Genomic DNA, 19005 nt, shown 5'->3' with positions numbered 1-19005 from the left:
CAGGATAAGCAATATATGTTGTGTAAGCCTTGAATATAAACACATTTCAAGGAGGCACCCTATGACTCAAAACTTTTTAGCTGACTTAAAAACAACACTCGAAAACTGCATTGCTGAACTGGATGAACTTCATTTCATGTTCTGCCAAAACCCGGAAGCTGATTTCACAGGAAATCGTAAACTTTCTTTCCATGATTATATTCAATTTATGGTTCAAATGCAGAGTAAATCTGTTTCAAATGAAATCCTGGATTTCTTTGAGCATTCACTTGCAGCCCCTGCAAAATCTTCTTTTACCCAGCAGCATTTCAAACTCCAACCGGAAGGATGGAGCTTTCTGTTCCATATTTTTGTGGAACAGTGCAGGGAACTTTCTGATCAGCCCTATCACGGCTATCGCCTTTTAGCATGTGATGGTTCCGATGTCAATATAGCACGAGACCCAGAGGATGAAAGAACTTTTATCCATGAAGGCGAAAAGGGTTACAATGCGATTCACGTCAATGCTCTTTACGATATCATGAACCATACTTACTGTGATTTTCTGGTTCAGGGAAAAAAGAAGCTTCATGAACGTGCTGCACTGAATACCATAACTGACCGTTATCCCGATTCTGTGCCGGCAATTTTAATGGCAGACCGGGGATATGAAAGCTTCAATGTCTTTGCTCATCTTATTCAAAAGAATATGAAATTCATTATTCGCATGAAAGACATCAACAGTAACGGCATTCTTTCCGCTTATGATCTACCTGACAGTCAGTTCGATACCCATATAAAAACCACTCTTACCAGACGCCATACAAAAGAAACTCTTGGGGATCCCAATACGTATACCATTCTTCAGCAGACTACCGATCTGGATTTCCTGGATGAAAACTGTACATATTATGATATCGAATTCCGTATTGTTCGTATTCTTCTTGATAATGGGACCTACATCTGCATTGCCACAAATCTTTCGGAAGAAGACTTCCCCTTAGAAGAGATTAAAAAGCTTTACAGAATGCGCTGGAGCGAGGAAACAAGCTTTCGTGAGCTGAAATACACCATAGGTCTTGTTAACTGGCATAGCAGCAAGTATGACGGGATCCTTCAGGAACTCAATGCCCGGATGATACTATATAACTTCTGCGAATTTGTGACAGCTCAGGCCGTTGTGAGAACACGAGATAACACAAAGCATATCTACAAAATAAATTTCGCCACCGCAGTCAACATATGCAGAGCATATTTAAAACATAGCAGTGACGAAATTGAGACCATGCTTCTCATACAAAAGCACCTGACACCAGTCAGGAGCAACCGTAAATATCCTATCCGCCTCCGTCCAAAGAGAAATAGGGATTTCATGTATCGAGCGGCTTAAATATCATCACTATTATACTTCTTTTTCAGACAGATCTGCAATCTGTCTTTTTGGTATACGAAATTGTATTTTATGTTCTTCACAGGTAGTCATCTGGGGGGGCAGACAGGACTTCCCATTGAACATAATATTTCTTAACTGAACCATGTTTTCTAAAGTCAAATAACGTGATATACTGTTTTTATCAGACGAAATGCTTATCTAAATGACATTGATAAAAATATATGTATGATAAATTTATACATATCTTTTTCAGTTTCCTTTTATTCCGCAGCAGATTCTGCTTAATTGCCCCTTCTGACATCTTATGTCTGGCGGCAATATTTTTAATGGATTCCATTACCCAATATCTCTGGACAAAATATCCCTGTCCCTGTCAGATAAACCGCCCAGGAAACGATTGATGATTTCTATCAGTTCCTCAGCTTCCATATGTTCATCTAAAATATGCGTTCTAGCGGTATTTAAACTTTCTACCTCTTCCGTTATGTTTGCAATATGCATATCCATCCGTTTTGCCGCATGCTTTTTTCTTAACATATCAATTGCGAATCCTCTTGTAATTTTTCCTAAGAAAGCTACCAGTTTTGGCGGCCTTTGGGGTGGGATATACCGCCATGCCGCAAACCATGTATCATTTACACACTCCTCGGAATCTTCCCTATTCATAAGAATCTTCCACGCAATAGAATAACAAGTGGAATTATACTTTTTATCAACTAATTGTATTGCATTTTCATCTCTTCTCCAGAACAAGTCTATAATATAAGTATCTTCCATACAGCGTTCTCCGATTTCGTACTTTCAAACATCCTGTGCAAATATCATAACAAAAAAGGCTCTCATAATAAACATCGTATTTCTTATGCTTTGGTTACGCTTTCTCTTCAAATTTCTGTTTCATGCTCTTATCTTCATCTACAATTCGTAGTATTCCCCCAATGGTGCAGAAACTTATTTTCGTTCTATATTCAAAAATTTCTGCCAAAGTGAGCTGTTTATATGTTATCATGTAGGTATATCTCCTTTAGGTGGATTAGTTAATTAGTTTCTAGTCAATTCTATTTTACCATAAACCTTGAGGAGATATTTTATTTTAACGACAAAAAACACCGTATTTATGCAGTGTTTGGCGTTTCGCAAACGCCTATACGTATTCACTAAATGAAAGGAGACAAATATATGCAAGCAAAATCAAAAAACCTAATTATTGGGTGCATTGCTACAATGGCCATCGTTGCAACTATTTCAACTGTGCATGGACATGTCTGTTTGGATAAACCCTTCACTTCTCATGAACATACCTGGGAAATTATTGAAATCAAAGAGGGAAAGGAATATATTTCTTGTCCGTGCGGCTGTATGGAAACACGAGATCACAATCACAAGTGAAATATCGCACGCATTGAAGGGAATACTCTATTTTTTGTTGTGACTGTGGATGCAATGAGAGTTGTGACCTTAGTATGTTTGAGGAAGTGTCAGTTTGACACTTCTCAGGCTTACTGAAGTGGAAACCCTCGGTATGAGGACAGCCTATTTTGCTGTACTACATAGACGGTTCCGTGATATAGTGTTTCAGCCTAACCCCGGTATCCCTGCAGATTGTCGCATGTTTTCAGTTTCCTATTATGTAATCAATCCGTCTTTTTTGTCCGTTCTGTTTTTTCTTCTGCTGTCTGGCAGCTCTCTTTCTGTTTTTCAGGTTTTGTGAAGTCAACTTTACAGAATTTACTTTTCTCTTTCTCAAACCAATTTAAACTTTTCTAAACAAGGGGCCGTTGTCTGTTTCTTTTTATTTTACCCTGATTCTTCTTCCCCAGGATACCCAGTCTCCGTAAGCTTTCCTTCCGTTAATTTTGGCCCATGGGCGGACTCTCAGAGTATAGGTTCCGGGCTTCACGCCTGTAATCCTTGTATAGGTTGTCCGATTGTTCCGTTTATATACGGTGGTTCCGCCTGTAGATCTCAGTTCCATATCTGCTCTTGCAAATCCTTTTGGTACGCCAACTGTTACAGACACAGCTCCTTTACTTGTTTTTACAGTTTTAATCTTCACCCTCTCTGTGGGAATTCCGTTCTTTACTACTACTTTTACTGGATAACTCCATGCCCCAAACCTTTTCCCGGACACATTTCCATCATAATAATCCCTGTTGTACGCATGGATTCCCAGATAATACGTGCCGTTTTTTACATTTGTGAAGGTGATGGTCTTTGCATCCTGATTCTTCGCCACCTTCACATAATTCTCAGGTCTGTCAACCCAGCTTTTCTTTGTCAGAACCGCATCGAAACCTTCGCTGTTTGCGCAGTCATAAGCCGCTGCCTTAATAGTTGACCCCTGTACTTTCACATCTTTTATCGTTGCTCCTTCCGGATAAGGCGGTGCAATATGAGGACAATTCTGGGAAATTATATAAGATAATTCTATTCCTCCTGTGATGGAAACCTTAAAAATATCAGTAGCTACCTGTTCTTCTGCTTTCGGAAAAACCTGAATTATCGTATTTTCCCCCGGCATAACAACTCCCGTGTCTTCGTCAATATAGAACCATGCCCTGAAATGTTCCGTATCCTCAAAATCAACTGTGACAGGTTTTTGCCCATTGTTGCATATTGTAATCAACCGTGATGGGCACATCAACATATCCGGCTCTGGTTCTACATCATCCCATGAATCGTACTCTTCCTGAGTAATTGTGAGAAATCTCGTACCACTATTTGGTACACAGTTAACCTCGTAATCCTCCTCTGATTCCCCACGAACGAGAACCCGTATCCTGCACTCTGCCTGAATTCCTTCTTCTGTTTCCATGACAAAAGTTTCTTCATGAATCCCCTGAGAAAGATTTGGCTTTACATAAATATCCACTGCAACAGCTTCTCCGGGCTTAACCTTATTCCCAACTTTCATCGGAAGTCTTCCCTCATATAATAATGGATGCTCTAAATGTTCAAGTCTAAAATCATTCAATTCTGAAATGGATTTGATCTGCCAGCTCTCTGTACCTGTATTTTTTATCTCTAGCCTTTCCCAACCACTGCCGTTTACTCCAGTCTGTCCCAAATCAAGGATTTCACTAGAAACTGTCGCCTCATATTTCTCATATCTCATTTCACTGTCTGAATCCACAGTATCCTCGAAAATAGCTGAAGCTTCCGATACATTGCCTTCCTGCTCTGTGGTTTCCGAAATAAATGTTTCCTCTCCAGCAGAAAAATCGGCTGCCAATACCGGCTGACCGGTAACGATCACAGCAGAAAGAAACAGCGATAAAAATGTTTTGCCTCTCCTTCTCATAATACTTTGCCTTCTTTCCATCATTATACCTCGTTATAATGTTACGTTTATGTTAACAATTGTATCATATATGTAATATTTTTTCAACAATCTTTTTTTATTTAACATATTTAACTATGCAGAAAAAGCGGCTTGAAAAGCCGCTTTTTTCTACCTTTGCAGGAACCCAATCTCTGTAAAGATAAGTTTCGTTATTTAAATTCAATGGAAGAAAATCTGTAGATGTAGTCTTCCCCCGGATGTTTACCATTATCGCCCGCAATCGGACTGTTCGCATTAACCGACACAATCATATTGTTTGTATTTCTGTCAATCGCTACGGATTCCATTTCAAAACTAAAGAACTTTGATTCATCCAGTTCATTGTTAAAGGCAAAATCCGGAATTAAAACAGGATATTTCTTGCCATCTTTAAATTTCATTGTTTTAGTTCTGCTCATATCAATGTGTAGTACCCTGCTTCCACTGGTTTGCACATCACCATTAGGAAAATATTCCAGTTTTTTCGTCGTAACAATAAATAATCCGTATTTGTCACTGTAATTGATTCCCTGAAGCACTTCATAACCGGTATTCATAAAATATTTTGTTTGATCAACCACAACTTTTCCTGCTGAGAAGTGTACAATACACAGTTTATATATTTTTTTATCTTCTTCACCCTCTGCACCGGTTTCGGTAAGAAGAATAAACTGATTGCCTTTGTAATGGCTGATTGCGTTTGTCCGGTTTTCCCAGGTATACCTATTATAGGGCCATTCTTCAGATGTACTGCCCATAGTAAGCTTCACAACCGAATATTCACCTTTTCCATTAGGTTCCGCACAGGTAACATACAATTCATGATTGTATATATCCATTCCATTGGCATGATACAGACATTTTTTCTCTCCCGGTACTACCTTATTAGCCAGTCTTTTTACGCCCTTCGTACTGCTTGTGTAATCCTCAAATTCCCAAATGGCTGCTGCGCACTTACTCGGTTCTTTATATTCTCCATTTGTACCGGCTTTTATACCATACAACTTTTGAGTTCTGTCATCCCCATCAAATGCTAACGCGCCAAAATTTGTCGTTTTAATATTTCCTATTTCCTTATTGTCTACTTTCATTCCCTTGGCAAGAGCGCAGTTAAAACTATAAGTACCTTTTTCATAAGTAATTCCATTCAGGACAGAAAAACGGTCCTCTGCTTTCCCGGTTCCTGTAATTACATTTGCAGCCAGTACAAGATGACCTGCTTTCATACAAATAGATTCCAGATTATACTGCTTATACCCTTTCATCTCAACATTAATAACTCCGTCTGGAATATATGAATTCACATTACTTCTGTAATCCACATGTACAATTCTGTTTCTTCCGGCAGACAATTCATCATTTGTCAGAATAAACAGACCGTAGTCTAAATGGTAATAAATATCCTGGATACGGCTTGTATATCCATATCCTCTGTTTGTAACCTTAAATTCATGAACTACTTCATAACTATTAGAACTCTCCAATCTCAGTTTTTTTACAATCAGAGTATCGTTATCTGCATCGTTGGAGCCTCGTGCAAGAATGAAAAATTCATTTGCCGCACCTGTATGTGCAATTCCAAGCGCTCCATACTGAAATTCACTTACAATATCAAACTCCTTAATAACATTACCGGCAGTATCCATTTTTACAATCTTTGCAGTATTTCCATATCCCGCTGTATCTTCAGCAAGCATAAATAATTCTGTGCCGATTTTGCTAAGCCCTAATGCAAAATATCCCAAACCGGTTTTAACTGCCACAGCCTGTGCATCTGCGTTTGAATAATCCGGTGTTTTATATAAGGTTGTTACCTTTCCGCTTGTTTTCACACTGTACATAGTGTCTCCGCTGATTGTAATTCCCGCTACATTCGTCGCAGCTCCTGCATCCACAATTTTTGCTCCTGCTGTAGGTGTCGCTGAAATAACAAGTGTTTTTCCATTAAATGTTCCTGGCATATAAAATATCCTCCTTCTGTTTTTTGCAGACCCTTATAGTTTTATTGGTCTGTTTCATAAGCGCTTACATAAAATAAAAACCCGTTTTCTCTATTTTCGGAAACTGCTTTTTATATTTTTTTATTGATTTCTTTTGTATCTGCCATAATGTACTCTTTTACCTCTGTAATATCCCTCTCGATAACACTTAATACATTAAATTTTTCTGTTAATGCTGACAGTAATTCCTGATACTGTTTTTCCCGCTCTTCCTGTCTTGCCGAAAATCTTTCATTTGATTTCACAATGTAGATCAAAAGAAATACTGCCAATACTGCCCATATCCCTTGAGATAATGCAGCATCCGCTGGGCGTTTTAACAAGGTCGTTGCCGCACTGCACCTTCGTTCCGAACATCGGCCGCACGATCCCCGAACAACATTCATTACGATGGCGAAAAAAGCGGGCGTAGATGAGTACGTTGTGAAACGTCTTGCCGGTCACAAGATCACAGACGTAACCGAGGCGGTCTATACAATCCGTGATATTGAGTGACTCAGAGATGAGATAGAAAAAATGCCGTAACCCTTGTGGTTGCGGCATTTCTTTTCCTGTGATCGGCTCTTCTTTTTGTTTCCTTCGCTCTGTTGCCTACTTGTTACCTACCTGTTTGCCTATCTTGCCATTTTCAAGGCTTCTCACCGTGTCTCAAATTACTTTCTCATTTTTTGATCTAAACTAAGAAAAGTACCGCAGCCCTTGGAACTACGGTACTTTCTAGGTTTGTTGACTCTTTGATTAAAAAGGTTTGATTAGAACTTTCCAGCCTTATCAGCTTCCTCAATGGAAACAGCTACTGCAACTGTCATACCAACCATCGGGTTGTTACCAGCGCCGATGAGACCCATCATCTCTACGTGAGCCGGTACAGAAGAAGAACCAGCGAACTGTGCATCAGAGTGCATACGTCCTAATGTATCTGTCATACCGTAGGAAGCTGGACCTGCTGCCATGTTGTCCGGGTGAAGTGTACGTCCTGTACCACCACCGGAAGCAACTGAGAAGTATTTCTTACCTGCTTCAAGACGTTCTTTCTTGTATGTACCTGCAACCGGATGCTGGAAACGTGTCGGGTTTGTGGAGTTACCTGTGATAGAAACGTCAACGTCTTCTTTCCACATGATAGCAACACCTTCCGGAACGCTGTTAGCGCCGTAGCAGTTAACTTTTGCACGAAGTCCTTCGGAGTATGCTTTTCTGAATACTTCTTTAACTTCGTTCTTGTATGGATCGTATTCTGTCTCTACATATGTAAAGCCGTTGATACGGGAGATGATCTGAGCAGCATCTTTACCAAGACCGTTCAGGATAACACGTAATGGTTTCTGACGAACTTTGTTAGCTTTCTCAGCGATACCGATAGCACCTTCAGCTGCTGCGAAGGACTCATGTCCAGCCAGGAAGCAGAAGCACTCTGTTTCTTCTTCAAGAAGCATCTTGCCAAGGTTACCATGTCCAAGACCTACTTTACGTGTATCAGCAACGGATCCAGGAATACAGAATGCCTGAAGTCCTTCACCGATAGCTGCTGCTGCATCTGCTGCTTTCTTACATCCTTTTTTGATTGCGATCGCAGCACCTACTGTATATGCCCAGCAAGCGTTCCCAAAACAGATCGGCTGAATGCCTTTGATCTGATCGTAAACATTAAGACCTGCGTCTTTTGTGATTTTCTCAGCTTCTTCGATAGAAGCAATGCCATAGCTGTTTAAAACAGAATTGATCTTGTCAATTCGTCTCTCATATGATTCAAATAAAGCCATTTCCTGTTACCTCCTAAATTATTCTTTTCTTGGGTCGATAATTTTAACAGCGTCTGCAACACGGCCGTACTGACCTTTTGCTTTTTCCCATGCAGTATTCGGGTCATCGCCTTTTTTGATGAAATCAGTCATTTTTCCAAGGCTTACGAACTGATATCCGATGATCTCATCATCTGCATCAAGAGCAATACCTGTTACATAACCTTCTGCCATTTCAAGGTAACGAGGTCCTTTTTTCAGAGTTCCATACATTGTACCAACCTGAGAACGAAGTTTACAAAAGTCGTTATCATCACACGTCAGAACAAACTTGATGAGTTTATGCAGGCAATGAATGAGATCGGCGTTACCGGTATCACAATCACAAACGTTTTAGGATGCGGTGTACAGAAAGGTGCTCCTGCTTACTACCGTGGTGTTGAGATGGAAATGAATCTTCTTCCGAAGATCAAGATTGAAATCGTTGTCAGCCTCGTACCTGTTAAGAAAGTCATTGAAACTGCAAAAGCTGTCCTTCACACAGGTGAGATTGGTGATGGTAAAGTATTCGTATATGATATCGAAAATGTAGTGAAGATCCGTACCGGAGAAGAAGGTTATCTCGCTCTCCAGGATACTAAATAGGCCTCCACTCATAATAAATATCCAAATAAAACAAGAAAAACCCGGGAAATTGATACAAAATCATTTCCTGGGTTTTTCTTGTTATTTCCGCGGTGACAATCTCGGCAGATTCCAGTGATAATGAGCCGCAAGATAACGGATCAACACTACTACCACCGATGACACTACCATAGCCTCTACATTTCCCACAAAACGATTCATGTACACGCATACGATCGCACCGATAATAGAAGCGCAGGCATAAATATGCTTTACAAAAATATAAGGCGGCACACTTGCCATCATATCACGCAGCAGACCGCCGCCAACTCCTGTGATCGTTCCAAGAAACACAAGCAGAAACGCATTATCCATATAACCCTGGCGGATTCCTGCATTAACACCCACTACCGTAAAAATACCAAGTCCCGCAGAATCCAGCACCAGCATAAACTTATCGTATGTCTCACGCCTGTGTCCTTCCAGAAGTTCTCTCTTAAAATAAAAAATAAAGAAAACAATGCACGAGGTAAGCACAGATACAAGTGCATATACCGGATTTGTAAATACAGCCGGTGGAATGACCCCCAGCACCACGTCTCTGATCATGCCGCCTCCCACCGCAGTTGCTACTCCAAGAACGCTGACGCCAAAAATATCCATATTACGCTCTACTCCTACCATTGCTCCGGAAGCTGCAAACGCGATCGTACCTGCCATTTCCATAATAAATGTCATGATTGACTGATAATCCATATCTAATTTAACTCCTGATTATTTTTCTTTAACATAATATCAGAGCCAAAAGACATTCTTCCTCTTCTTCTGACTCTAATATCCAGAATAACATATATTACTGTTCGCTGGCAATATCCCGCATAATATTTTACTTATCCGGCAACAACTGTTTTACGGATGCTCCTTTAAACAAAGTACCATCTACTGTGAATCGGTCGATCAATGTCGTCTTCGGGTTCTCAATCAGATCGATCAGTTTCTCCGCTGCGATTCTGCCAATTGCAACCGTATTCTGACAAAGTGTAGTCAGCTTAGGTTCCAGAATCTTCGCGATCGTGATTCCATCATACCCTGCAATAGAAATATCCTCCGGAATGCGAAGTCCTCTCTCCCTGATCTCATTAATTCCACCTATCGCAGCATAATCATCCGGATAAAGAATGCAGGTCGGCGGCAACGGAAGATCTAACAGCTCCCCTGTCACCATTGCAGCGGTATCCGCATCTCTGTAAGGACATTCCTTAATATAATCATCCGGTATCTCTACTCCCAGTCTCTGTAAGGTTCTGTAAAAGCCAGAAAGTCTCATACGGGTTACAGAAGTATTATCTCCATGAATATAAGCAATGCGTCTGTGTCCCTGCTCATAAACATACGAAACAAGATCTTCCATTCCCTGTGTATTATTGGAAACAACTGCAATATTTCCATCAAACACATGGTCGATCGTTACCACCGGAATTTCCGAACGAATCAGCTCCTGCACCTCATCTGCATAGAAATCCACACACGCGATCACAACTCCATCTACCCCTCTGTAACGGCAATGTTCGTAATAGCTTAGTTTCTGTCCGGAAATTTTTCCGCTCGTAAAGGTAATATCGTACCCTTTCTCCTCTGCGGTCCTTTTGAAGCTTTCCAGCACATGATTAAAATAATCATGCGTAAGTCCACTGGCCGCTTCATCAACAAACATGACTCCGATATTATAGCTTCTCTTCGTCTTTAACGTTCTCGCAGAGGAATTAGGAAGATAGCCCATTTCCGAAGCAGTTCGTAAGATCAGCTTCCTCGTCTCCTCACTGATATCGGAATAACCGTTCAATGCTTTGCTGACACTGGCCACAGAGACATTACACTTTTTCGCAATTTCTTTCATCGAAACCATAGGTATGCCTCCTAAAATTTTCGTAATCGTTTTCGTACTTTCATTGTATAACTACTCGCACAAATTTTCAAGCTTGCAATTCATTTTTTTGTGCATCTTTTATATTTTTTGTATGATTGCACAATTTTAACACCCAATATTTTTCCATTATCACAAATCCAATTCATCATTTTAACGAAAATACCCTCTTATTTTTTGACACTTATTTTTCTGTAAAACAATTGATTTTATCACTGTCTTCCGCTATACTAGAGACAAATAGCAGTAATGCCACGATAATCGTCTGTTTTTATTCTAAACTTATTCGTTTTCGTGTTTGAATTTTCTGTATATTTAAAACAACTGACGCAAAATCATAATAAAACAGGAGGACTTCTTATGAAATTCGGTTATTTCGATGACAACGCCAAAGAATATGTCATCACTACCCCAGATACTCCGCTTCCATGGATCAACTATCTGGGATCTCAGGACTTTTTCTCCCTGATTTCTAACACTTGTGGCGGATACAGTTTCTACAAAGATGCCAAACTTCTTCGTATCACCCGTTACCGCTACAACAATATTCCGGTAGATTCCAACGGAAAATATTACTATATCCATGATGGAGAAGAAATCTGGAACCCAGGTTCCATGCCTTCCAAGACACCACTGGATTCTTATGAATGCCATCACGGAATCGGCTACAGCCGTTTTCTGTCTTCCAAAAATGGATTAAAAGCTGATCTTCTTGCTTTTGTTCCTGTAAACACAACCTGTGAGATTAATAAACTGACTCTCGCAAACACAACTGATGCTCCGAAAACCTTTTCTCTCTTCTCTTATGTAGAGTTCTGCCTCTGGAATGCCGTAGATGACAGTACAAACTTCCAGAGAAATTTAAGTATCGGTGAAGTTGAGATCGAAGGCAGCACTATTTACCATAAAACCGAATATCGCGAACGCCGCAGACATTACAGTTTCTTTAGCGTAAACAGCCCGGTGGATGGTTTTGATACAAGCAGAGATGCTTTCCTTGGTATGAACAACGGAAATGCTTTTCCTGTTGCTGTAAAAGAGAATAAAGCAAGAAATTCTGTTGCAAGCGGATGGTATCCAATCGCAAGCCACCAGATTAATATAACACTTTCTGCAGGAGAATCCAAGGATTTTATTTTTGTTCTGGGATACAGCGAAAATCCACAGGATCAGAAATTTATCGCTCCAAACGTAATCCGCAAGGACGGCGCTCATAAGATTCTCAGACAGTTCCAGACAACCGAACAGGTTGATGCTTCATTTGCCGAGCTGAATGCTTACTGGGACAAGCTTCTCTCCCGTTATCATGTAGAGAGTAACGATGAGCATGTAAATCGTATGGCAAATATCTGGAATCAGTACCAATGTATGGTCACCTTTAATATGTCTCGTTCCGCTTCCTATTATGAATCCGGTACAGGCCGCGGAATGGGATTCCGTGATTCCTGTCAGGATCTCCTTGGTTTCGTACATCTGATTCCGGAACGCGCAAGAGAACGTATCCTCGATATTGCTGCCACTCAGTTTGAAAACGGAAGTGCTTATCATCAGTATCAGCCACTTACCAAGAAGGGTAACCTGGATATCGGAAGCGGTTTCAATGATGACCCGTTATGGCTGATTGCAGCAGTTTCCGCTTACCTGAAAGAAACCGGAGACTTCTCTATCTTAAATGAAATGGTTGACTTTGATAATCAGAAAGAAAAGGCAGCTCCTCTGTATGAGCATCTGCATCGTTCTTTCGAATATACAGCAACTCATCTCGGGCCGCACAAACTTCCACTGATCGGACGCGCAGACTGGAATGACTGTCTGAACCTGAACTGTTTCTCCACAGAACCAGGAGAATCCTTCCAGACAACTGGCCCATCTGAAGGACCTGTTGCAGAATCCGTATTTATCGCAGGTATGTTCGTAAAATACGGAAAAGAATTCGCAGAAATCAGCCGTCATATAGGTGACACCGCGGCTGCCGAAAGAGCAGAAAAAGAAGTAGATCAGATGTATCAGGCAGTACTTGATGCTGGATGGGATGGAGAATGGTTCCTCCGTGCATACGATGCCGAATCTCAGAAAGTCGGTTCCAAAGAATGTAAAGAGGGACAGATTTTCATCGAGCCACAGGGCTTCTGCGTTATGGCTGGAATCGGGGTCAAAGAAGGCCTTGCCGAAAAAGCTCTGGATTCTGTCAAAGAGCGTCTTGATACGAAATATGGCATTATGATCCTGCAGCCGGCTTATACCCAGTATTATCTGAATCTTGGAGAAATTTCCTCCTACCCGCCGGGATATAAAGAAAATGCAGGTATCTTCTGCCACAACAATCCGTGGGTTTCTATCGCAGAAACCGTAATCGGACGCGGTAACAGGGCGTTTGAGATTTACAAGAAGACTTGTCCGTCCTATATCGAGGGCATAAGTGAGATTCATTGCACAGAGCCGTACATATATTCACAGATGGTTGCAGGTGCTGACGCAGTCTTCCATGGTCAGGCAAAGAACAGCTGGCTGACCGGTACAGCAGCATGGACTTTCTGGAATCTGTCTCAGGCAATCCTGGGTGTACAGCCATCCTATGATGGACTCTGCATCAATCCATGTATTCCGGAAGGCTTCGGTGATTTCAAACTTACCAGAACTTTCAGAGATGCTGTTTATTATATCGACGTTAAAAATCCTGATAATGTTCAGAAGGGTGTTAAGAAAGTCGTTGTAGACGGAAAAGAACATGAAGGATGCCTGATTCCATTTGAAGAAGGCAAGAAAGAATATCATGTAACTGTATACATGGGATAATAGAAACTATCTGTCGCAAACTTGTACAGCACTACATATCTTTTGCAAGCAAGAGATATGTACAATCTGCTTTTACTATTTGGTACAATTCATAAAAGTAAAACCAGCTAATGACAATATTTCGTCTGGCGTATTTTGCAATTCGATGAAATATTATCAGATAGCTGGTTTTTTAACTTTCTATAAGTTCAGAAAAAATTTTATCTGCTACTTAAACTTTTTCTCATTCTCAGGATATTCTGTCCATCCATATATTCATAGGAAACTTCATCCATTATTTTCTTAACCATATAAATTCCAAGACCACCAATTTCTCTCTCTTCCAGATTCAGGGTTATATCCGGATCTTTGTTCTCCAACGGATTATAGGGAATTCCCTGATCAATAAAAACCAGAACGATCATTCCTTTCTCTATTCCAGCCTGTACCGAAGCTTTTCCACCATCAGCGCCATAAGCATAATATGAAATATTTCCAAATATTTCATCAATAACAACATCTATCTGCATCTGAATCTTCATAGGGCAGCAATTTTCTTCTAAAATATCATTTACAAAATTTGTTACAACATCAATGTTCTCTACTTTTGCTTCAACTGTAATATCCTTCAAATCCCTTCTCCTTCCTGCAAGTTGTTTTCTGGAGTGTGTTTAAAAAATCATTCCGAAATACAGCTGGTTCTTTTTGCCTCTAATAATAACCAGTGCACTAACAAATTCCAAAAAAGGGTTCTGTTCTCATCACAAAACCCTTTTTATAAATTACTCGATTGTTAATATATCACTGAATCCTGTAATTTCAAATATTTCCTCTATAACCTCGCTGACATGGGTCAATTTGAAATCTCCTTTTTTATTCATATATTTCTGTACTTTCAGGAGTACACGCAAGCCTGCTGATGAAATATACTCCAGATCCGTCAGATCAAATACAAGCTCCTGTGTATCTTTCAGTTCCTTTTCCATAAAGGCTTCCAGTTCCGGCGCCGTCGTTGTATCTAATCTGCCTGATAATAATACAGTATCTTTTGTTCCTTCACTTTGCTTTTCGATCTTAAGACTCATTTTATTCTCCCTTCAAATTATAAAAATTTCTATTAAATTTCCTTCAAATTATATTGCCTATATTATACATGATTTTTTCTGAGATTTGAAGAAGTAATTTTTTGCGTTTCTAAACAAAGCAATGTACGTTTGATGATCCGAAAAATGAAATTGAAAAAATAAAGAAATGACATCCTGCGGCAGAGCTTATCTGCCGCTTTTTTCATGTCCAAAAGTGTTAGCTACGTGTGTTAGCTACGTGTTAGCTACTCAAATTTTTTTGTGCTTTTTGAAACTGTTTCGTTCTAAAGCCGTACCTTTTATCTCCACATAACAAAAGTGCCGCAAACCCTTGAGTTTGCGGCACTTTCAACGCGCTTACACTTTATTTTCTTTTATATGAATTAGAACTTGCCAGCTTTAGCAGCTTCCTCAATGGAAACAGCTACTGCAACAGTCATACCAACCATCGGGTTGTTACCTGCTCCGATAAGACCCATCATCTCTACATGAGCCGGTACGGAAGAAGAACCAGCGAACTGTGCATCAGAGTGCATACGTCCTAATGTATCTGTCATACCATAGGAAGCCGGGCCTGCTGCCATGTTGTCTGGGTGAAGTGTACGTCCTGTACCACCACCGGAAGCAACAGAGAAGTATTTCTTTCCTGCTTCAAGACGTTCTTTCTTGTATGTACCTGCAACCGGATGCTGGAAACGTGTCGGGTTTGTGGAGTTACCTGTGATAGAAACGTCAACGTCTTCTTTCCACATGATAGCAACACCTTCCGGAACGCTGTTTGCGCCGTAGCAGTTAACTTTTGCACGAAGACCTTCAGAATAGGATTTTCTGAATACTTCTTTAACTTCGTTCTTGTATGGATCGTATTCTGTCTCTACATATGTAAAGCCGTTGATACGGGAGATGATCTGAGCAGCATCTTTTCCAAGACCGTTCAGGATAACACGTAATGGTTTCTGACGAACTTTGTTTGCTTTCTCAGCGATACCGATAGCACCTTCAGCTGCTGCGAAAGACTCATGTCCAGCCAGGAAGCAGAAGCACTCTGTCTCTTCTTCAAGAAGCATTTTGCCAAGGTTACCATGTCCAAGACCTACTTTACGTGTATCAGCAACGGATCCAGGAATACAGAAAGCCTGAAGTCCTTCACCGATAGCTGCTGCTGCGTCTGCTGCTTTCTTGCATCCTTTTTTGATTGCGATAGCAGCACCTACTGTATATGCCCAGCAAGCGTTCTCGAAACAGATCGGCTGAATGCCTTTGATCTGATCGTAAACATTAAGACCTGCGTCTTTTGTGATTTTCTCAGCTTCTTCGATAGAAGCAATGCCATAGCTGTTTAAAACAGAATTGATCTTGTCAATTCGTCTCTCATATGATTCAAATAAAGCCATTTCCTGTTACCTCCTAAATTATTCTTTTCTTGGGTCGATAATTTTAACAGCGTCTGCAACACGGCCGTACTGACCTTTTGCTTTTTCCCATGCAGTATTCGGGTCATCGCCTTTTTTGATGAAATCAGTCATTTTTCCAAGGCTTACGAACTGATATCCGATGATCTCATCATCTGCATCAAGAGCAATACCTGTTACATAACCTTCTGCCATTTCAAGGTAACGAGGTCCTTTTTTCAGAGTTCCATACATTGTACCAACCTGAGAGCGAAGTCCTTTACCAAGGTCCTCAAGTCCAGCGCCTACCGGAAGTCCGTCTTCTGAGAATGCAGACTGTGTACGTCCGTAAACGATCTGAAGGAAGAGTTCTCTCATAGCTGTATTAATCGCATCACAAACTAAGTCAGTGTTCAGTGCCTCCATTACAGTCAGGCCCGGAAGAATCTCGGAAGCCATAGCTGCTGAATGAGTCATACCTGAACATCCGATAGTCTCAACCAGTGCTTCCTGGATGATACCTTCTTTAACATTTAATGTAAGCTTGCAGGCACCCTGCTGTGGTGCACACCAGCCAACACCGTGTGTAAGACCGGAAATGTCTTTGACTTCTTTTGCCTGTACCCATTTAGCTTCTTCTGGGATTGGAGCGGCGCCATGATGAACGCCCTGTGCAACTGGGCACATTTCTTCTACTTCGCGTGAATAAATCATTGTAAAACTCCTTTCAAGTATAGATTAACTTCATGTTGTTATACCCGCCACTATGCGGAACTGCTGAATGAACCACATAATGCAGATCTCTGCCGTCTGCTGAATGACTGCAGATGAGTATGCCTAACAACCTAGTGTTATTTTCTCACAAAAGTGGAGATTCGTCCAGTCATAATTTGTAAAATTTTTAACTATCTTTGATTTTTTTGTCTCTGGCAGATACTTTCTTTACTGATTTGTCAGCCTTTTAGGCAATTTGCATAAACAGATACAATTTATAGCGTTTATGTGATACAATAGACAAATATACCAATAAGTTGATTTCTAAAATAATCTTACATTTAAATTTCCGCGTTGTCGTCGGTTGCCATAGCCACCGCCATGTCTTCTTTCGCTCTAAAACAAAAAATTTATTCAGTGAAATTGTTTCAAAAATCAACTTGTCAGCCATACTAAATTATAAAAAAGCAAGTATATCAGAAATTGTATTACCAAAGAAAGGATTTTCATCATGACAACATCATTACCTGCTTCTTTTCTTCCCGAACGATTTCGGGTTCTGAGCGGAAGTGCTTTAAAATTAATCGCGATCATCCTGATGCTTATCGACCATACAGGTGTAATGATTCTGTATAACTATCCACCTGCAAATGCAATACTTTTCAGTTTTGGTGGAGTGGATTACAGCTGGTATCGTATTTTCCGTGATATCGGAAGGGCGGCTTTTCCTATTTTCTGTTTTCTGTTAGTCGAAGGATTTCTGCACACCCATAACCGCAGAAAATACGGACGAAATCTCTTTTTATTCGCATGTATTTCTGAAATTCCGTGGAATTTCATGTTTACAAATACCTGGCGATACGAGAAACAGAACGTCTTTTTTACCCTGTTTCTGGGATATCTGGCCTTCTGCGCCCTTGAATACTTCTGGGATAATCAGAAGATGCAGTTTGTATGCATACTGGCATTACTCGCTGTCTCCGTTTTTCTTAAGGCAGATTACGGATGGAGGGGGTTTGTTTTCCTGCTTATCATGTACTGGTTTCGCAATGAAAAAACTGCCCAGGCTATCATCGGAAGCTGCTGGCTTTATTATGAATGGAAAGCCTGCTTTGCATTTCTCTCCATTAATATGTATAACGGAGAACGTGGATTTGTGAAAGGAAAATTTCTGAAATATGTCTTTTACTGGTTTTATCCGGTACATATCATAATTCTGGTGATTCTCAGACAGCTTCTGTTCTTCCGGTAAAATGCGTTTGAAAACGTCCTGAGCTTTTGTTATTCTTCATAGAAAAAGGTGTTAAGAAACCTCTGTTCTTCATCCGTTTCTTAACACCTTTTTCTATTTCACTGTTTCTCTACAATTTCAGCTTTTGATTTATAGATATGGTTTGCAGGTACACAGCCTCTTACAGAGGAAAGCGGATAAATATTGCAGCAGCGTCCGATTACAGTTCCAGGATTTAATACAGAACCGCATCCTACTTCTACATTATCTCCCAGCATAGCGCCAAATTTCTTAAGTCCTGTCTCGATCTTCTCTTCACCATCTTTTACGATAACTAACCTTTTATCTGATTTTACATTGGAACAGATGGAGCCTGCTCCCATATGGGATTTATAACCCAGAACCGCATCACCCACATAATTATAATGAGGAACCTGCACTTTGTTAAAAAGCACTGCGTTCTTAAGCTCTGTTGAATTTCCTACTACTGCTCCCTCACCTACAATAGCTTTTCCGCGGATAAATGCACAGTGGCGTACCTCTGCTTCTTTTCCGATAATGACCGGTCCGTTAATGCAGGCTGTCGGTGCTACTTTCGCGCTCTTTGCAATCCATACATCTTCTGACGGATGATTATATTCTTCTTCACTTAAAGTCTGTCCCAGTTTCAGGATAAAATCGCCAATCTCCGGTAACACTTCCCATGGATAGGTTTTTCCTTCAAATAAATCCTTTGCAATCGTTTCATTTAAATCCAGAAGATTCGCAATCGTGAAATCCTTTAACATCCTGTTTTCCTCTTTTCTTTAATTATTATTTTCATTT

The 19005-nt window shown here is 40.4% G+C and carries 17 protein-coding genes and 2 pseudogenes; 5 read left to right on the top strand and 14 right to left on the bottom strand.

Annotated elements, in window-relative coordinates; genetic code table 11:
• Window positions 1–61: 61 nt before the first annotated feature.
• Window positions 62–1369 carry an IS4 family transposase gene (locus WKT11_RS06505; protein WP_118136687.1) on the top strand — a complete coding sequence of 436 codons (1308 nt, stop codon included), beginning with the start codon at window positions 62–64 and terminating at the stop codon, window positions 1367–1369.
• A 339-nt stretch (window positions 1370–1708) separates the two neighbouring features.
• On the opposite strand, the gene WKT11_RS06500 is transcribed toward WKT11_RS06505, so the two are convergent.
• Both WKT11_RS06500 and WKT11_RS06495 read right to left on the bottom strand, forming a co-directional pair.
• Entirely contained in the window at window positions 1709–2149 is a 441-nt protein-coding gene (locus tag WKT11_RS06500; protein ID WP_227567412.1) for an RNA polymerase sigma factor, read from the bottom strand.
• A 94-nt stretch (window positions 2150–2243) separates the two neighbouring features.
• Window positions 2244–2381: a hypothetical protein gene (locus WKT11_RS06495; protein ID WP_019161172.1), complete on the bottom strand. Its 138-nt coding sequence runs from the start codon at window positions 2379–2381 to the stop codon at window positions 2244–2246.
• Between the two features lie 170 nt (window positions 2382–2551).
• Between WKT11_RS06495 and WKT11_RS06490 the strand changes: the two genes are divergently transcribed.
• A complete protein-coding gene (locus WKT11_RS06490) occupies window positions 2552–2761 on the top strand; it encodes a hypothetical protein (protein ID WP_019161171.1) in 210 nt (69 codons plus the stop codon).
• Between the two features lie 403 nt (window positions 2762–3164).
• Here WKT11_RS06490 and WKT11_RS06485 read toward each other — a convergent pair whose 3' ends face one another.
• The 5 genes and pseudogenes from WKT11_RS06485 to WKT11_RS06465 form a co-directional block, all read right to left on the bottom strand.
• Window positions 3165–4673 (bottom strand): hypothetical protein, encoded by a 1509-nt coding sequence (locus tag WKT11_RS06485; RefSeq protein ID WP_340283301.1) that lies wholly within the window; start codon window positions 4671–4673, stop codon window positions 3165–3167.
• Between the two features lie 191 nt (window positions 4674–4864).
• The gene (locus WKT11_RS06480; protein ID WP_340283299.1) at window positions 4865–6655 is read right to left on the bottom strand and encodes a hypothetical protein; all 1791 of its coding nucleotides are present in this window, start codon (window positions 6653–6655) and stop codon (window positions 4865–4867) included.
• A 110-nt stretch (window positions 6656–6765) separates the two neighbouring features.
• Window positions 6766–7017: a BhlA/UviB family holin-like peptide gene (locus tag WKT11_RS06475; RefSeq protein WP_025577260.1), complete on the bottom strand. Its 252-nt coding sequence runs from the start codon at window positions 7015–7017 to the stop codon at window positions 6766–6768.
• 429 nt (window positions 7018–7446) lie between these two features.
• Complete coding sequence (locus WKT11_RS06470; RefSeq protein ID WP_340283296.1) at window positions 7447–8457, bottom strand: GGGtGRT protein; 1011 nt, start codon at window positions 8455–8457, stop codon at window positions 7447–7449.
• 18 nt (window positions 8458–8475) lie between these two features.
• Window positions 8476–8730: pseudogene (locus WKT11_RS06465) on the bottom strand (hypothetical protein); the annotation flags it as partial.
• Here WKT11_RS06465 and WKT11_RS06460 point away from each other — a divergent pair.
• A pseudogene (locus WKT11_RS06460) lies at window positions 8728–9081 on the top strand (P-II family nitrogen regulator); the annotation flags it as partial. The pseudogenes WKT11_RS06465 and WKT11_RS06460 sit on opposite strands and share 3 nt — an antisense overlap.
• Before the next feature lie 81 nt (window positions 9082–9162).
• Here WKT11_RS06460 and WKT11_RS06455 read toward each other — a convergent pair.
• Together WKT11_RS06455 and WKT11_RS06450 are read right to left on the bottom strand one after the other, a co-directional pair.
• Window positions 9163–9816 carry a trimeric intracellular cation channel family protein gene (locus tag WKT11_RS06455; RefSeq protein WP_340283294.1) on the bottom strand — a complete coding sequence of 218 codons (654 nt, stop codon included), beginning with the start codon at window positions 9814–9816 and terminating at the stop codon, window positions 9163–9165.
• Between the two features lie 130 nt (window positions 9817–9946).
• Window positions 9947–10966, bottom strand: a complete 1020-nt coding sequence (locus WKT11_RS06450; protein ID WP_118419950.1) for a LacI family DNA-binding transcriptional regulator — start codon at window positions 10964–10966, stop codon at window positions 9947–9949.
• A 378-nt stretch (window positions 10967–11344) separates the two neighbouring features.
• Between WKT11_RS06450 and WKT11_RS06445 the strand changes: the two genes are divergently transcribed.
• On the top strand, window positions 11345–13780 hold the full coding sequence (locus WKT11_RS06445) for a GH36-type glycosyl hydrolase domain-containing protein (RefSeq protein ID WP_117677719.1): 2436 nt from the start codon (window positions 11345–11347) through the stop codon (window positions 13778–13780).
• Window positions 13781–13980: 200 nt separating this feature from the next.
• On the opposite strand, the gene WKT11_RS06440 is transcribed toward WKT11_RS06445, so the two are convergent.
• From WKT11_RS06440 to WKT11_RS06425, 4 genes are all read right to left on the bottom strand, one after another.
• Window positions 13981–14391, bottom strand: coding sequence for an ATP-binding protein (locus WKT11_RS06440; protein WP_117677720.1), 411 nt, complete (start codon window positions 14389–14391; stop codon window positions 13981–13983).
• A gap of 150 nt (window positions 14392–14541) precedes the next feature.
• On the bottom strand, window positions 14542–14844 hold the full coding sequence (locus WKT11_RS06435) for an STAS domain-containing protein (RefSeq protein ID WP_118419948.1): 303 nt from the start codon (window positions 14842–14844) through the stop codon (window positions 14542–14544).
• A gap of 383 nt (window positions 14845–15227) precedes the next feature.
• The gene (locus WKT11_RS06430) at window positions 15228–16238 is read right to left on the bottom strand and encodes a GGGtGRT protein (RefSeq protein ID WP_117844979.1); all 1011 of its coding nucleotides are present in this window, start codon (window positions 16236–16238) and stop codon (window positions 15228–15230) included.
• 18 nt (window positions 16239–16256) lie between these two features.
• Complete coding sequence (locus WKT11_RS06425; protein WP_019161164.1) at window positions 16257–16949, bottom strand: iron-sulfur cluster assembly scaffold protein; 693 nt, start codon at window positions 16947–16949, stop codon at window positions 16257–16259.
• Window positions 16950–17460: 511 nt separating this feature from the next.
• On the opposite strand from WKT11_RS06425, the gene WKT11_RS06420 reads away from it, so the two are divergent.
• Window positions 17461–18201 carry a TraX family protein gene (locus tag WKT11_RS06420; protein ID WP_117676228.1) on the top strand — a complete coding sequence of 247 codons (741 nt, stop codon included), beginning with the start codon at window positions 17461–17463 and terminating at the stop codon, window positions 18199–18201.
• Between the two features lie 98 nt (window positions 18202–18299).
• Here WKT11_RS06420 and WKT11_RS06415 read toward each other — a convergent pair whose 3' ends face one another.
• Entirely contained in the window at window positions 18300–18968 is a 669-nt protein-coding gene (locus tag WKT11_RS06415; RefSeq protein ID WP_117676229.1) for a UDP-N-acetylglucosamine pyrophosphorylase, read from the bottom strand.
• Window positions 18969–19005 lie beyond the last annotated feature (37 nt).

The organism is Blautia sp. HCN-1074 (genome assembly GCF_037890165.1).
Lineage (GTDB): Bacteria > Bacillota > Clostridia > Lachnospirales > Lachnospiraceae > Blautia_A.
Note: the sequence above shows the minus strand (reverse complement) of the source record. Positions and strands in the feature narration are given on the sequence as shown.

Bases quoted from the DNA above. Each gene is read 5' to 3' on its own strand.
- WKT11_RS06425 (WP_019161164.1), bottom strand. From the start codon at position 16,949: ATGATTTATTCACGCGAAGTAGAAGAAATGTGCCCAGTTGCACAGGGC.
- WKT11_RS06495 (WP_019161172.1), bottom strand. From the start codon at position 2,381: ATGATAACATATAAACAGCTCACTTTGGCAGAAATTTTTGAATATAGA.
- WKT11_RS06455 (WP_340283294.1), bottom strand. From the start codon at position 9,816: ATGGATTATCAGTCAATCATGACATTTATTATGGAAATGGCAGGTACG.
- WKT11_RS06480 (WP_340283299.1), bottom strand. From the start codon at position 6,655: ATGCCAGGAACATTTAATGGAAAAACACTTGTTATTTCAGCGACACCT.
- WKT11_RS06500 (WP_227567412.1), bottom strand. From the start codon at position 2,149: ATGGAAGATACTTATATTATAGACTTGTTCTGGAGAAGAGATGAAAAT.
- WKT11_RS06420 (WP_117676228.1), top strand. From the start codon at position 17,461: ATGACAACATCATTACCTGCTTCTTTTCTTCCCGAACGATTTCGGGTT.
- WKT11_RS06435 (WP_118419948.1), bottom strand. From the start codon at position 14,844: ATGAGTCTTAAGATCGAAAAGCAAAGTGAAGGAACAAAAGATACTGTA.
- WKT11_RS06415 (WP_117676229.1), bottom strand. From the start codon at position 18,968: ATGTTAAAGGATTTCACGATTGCGAATCTTCTGGATTTAAATGAAACG.
- WKT11_RS06485 (WP_340283301.1), bottom strand. From the start codon at position 4,673: ATGAGAAGGAGAGGCAAAACATTTTTATCGCTGTTTCTTTCTGCTGTG.
- WKT11_RS06490 (WP_019161171.1), top strand. From the start codon at position 2,552: ATGCAAGCAAAATCAAAAAACCTAATTATTGGGTGCATTGCTACAATG.
- WKT11_RS06470 (WP_340283296.1), bottom strand. From the start codon at position 8,457: ATGGCTTTATTTGAATCATATGAGAGACGAATTGACAAGATCAATTCT.
- WKT11_RS06505 (WP_118136687.1), top strand. From the start codon at position 62: ATGACTCAAAACTTTTTAGCTGACTTAAAAACAACACTCGAAAACTGC.
- WKT11_RS06450 (WP_118419950.1), bottom strand. From the start codon at position 10,966: ATGGTTTCGATGAAAGAAATTGCGAAAAAGTGTAATGTCTCTGTGGCC.
- WKT11_RS06445 (WP_117677719.1), top strand. From the start codon at position 11,345: ATGAAATTCGGTTATTTCGATGACAACGCCAAAGAATATGTCATCACT.
- WKT11_RS06430 (WP_117844979.1), bottom strand. From the start codon at position 16,238: ATGGCTTTATTTGAATCATATGAGAGACGAATTGACAAGATCAATTCT.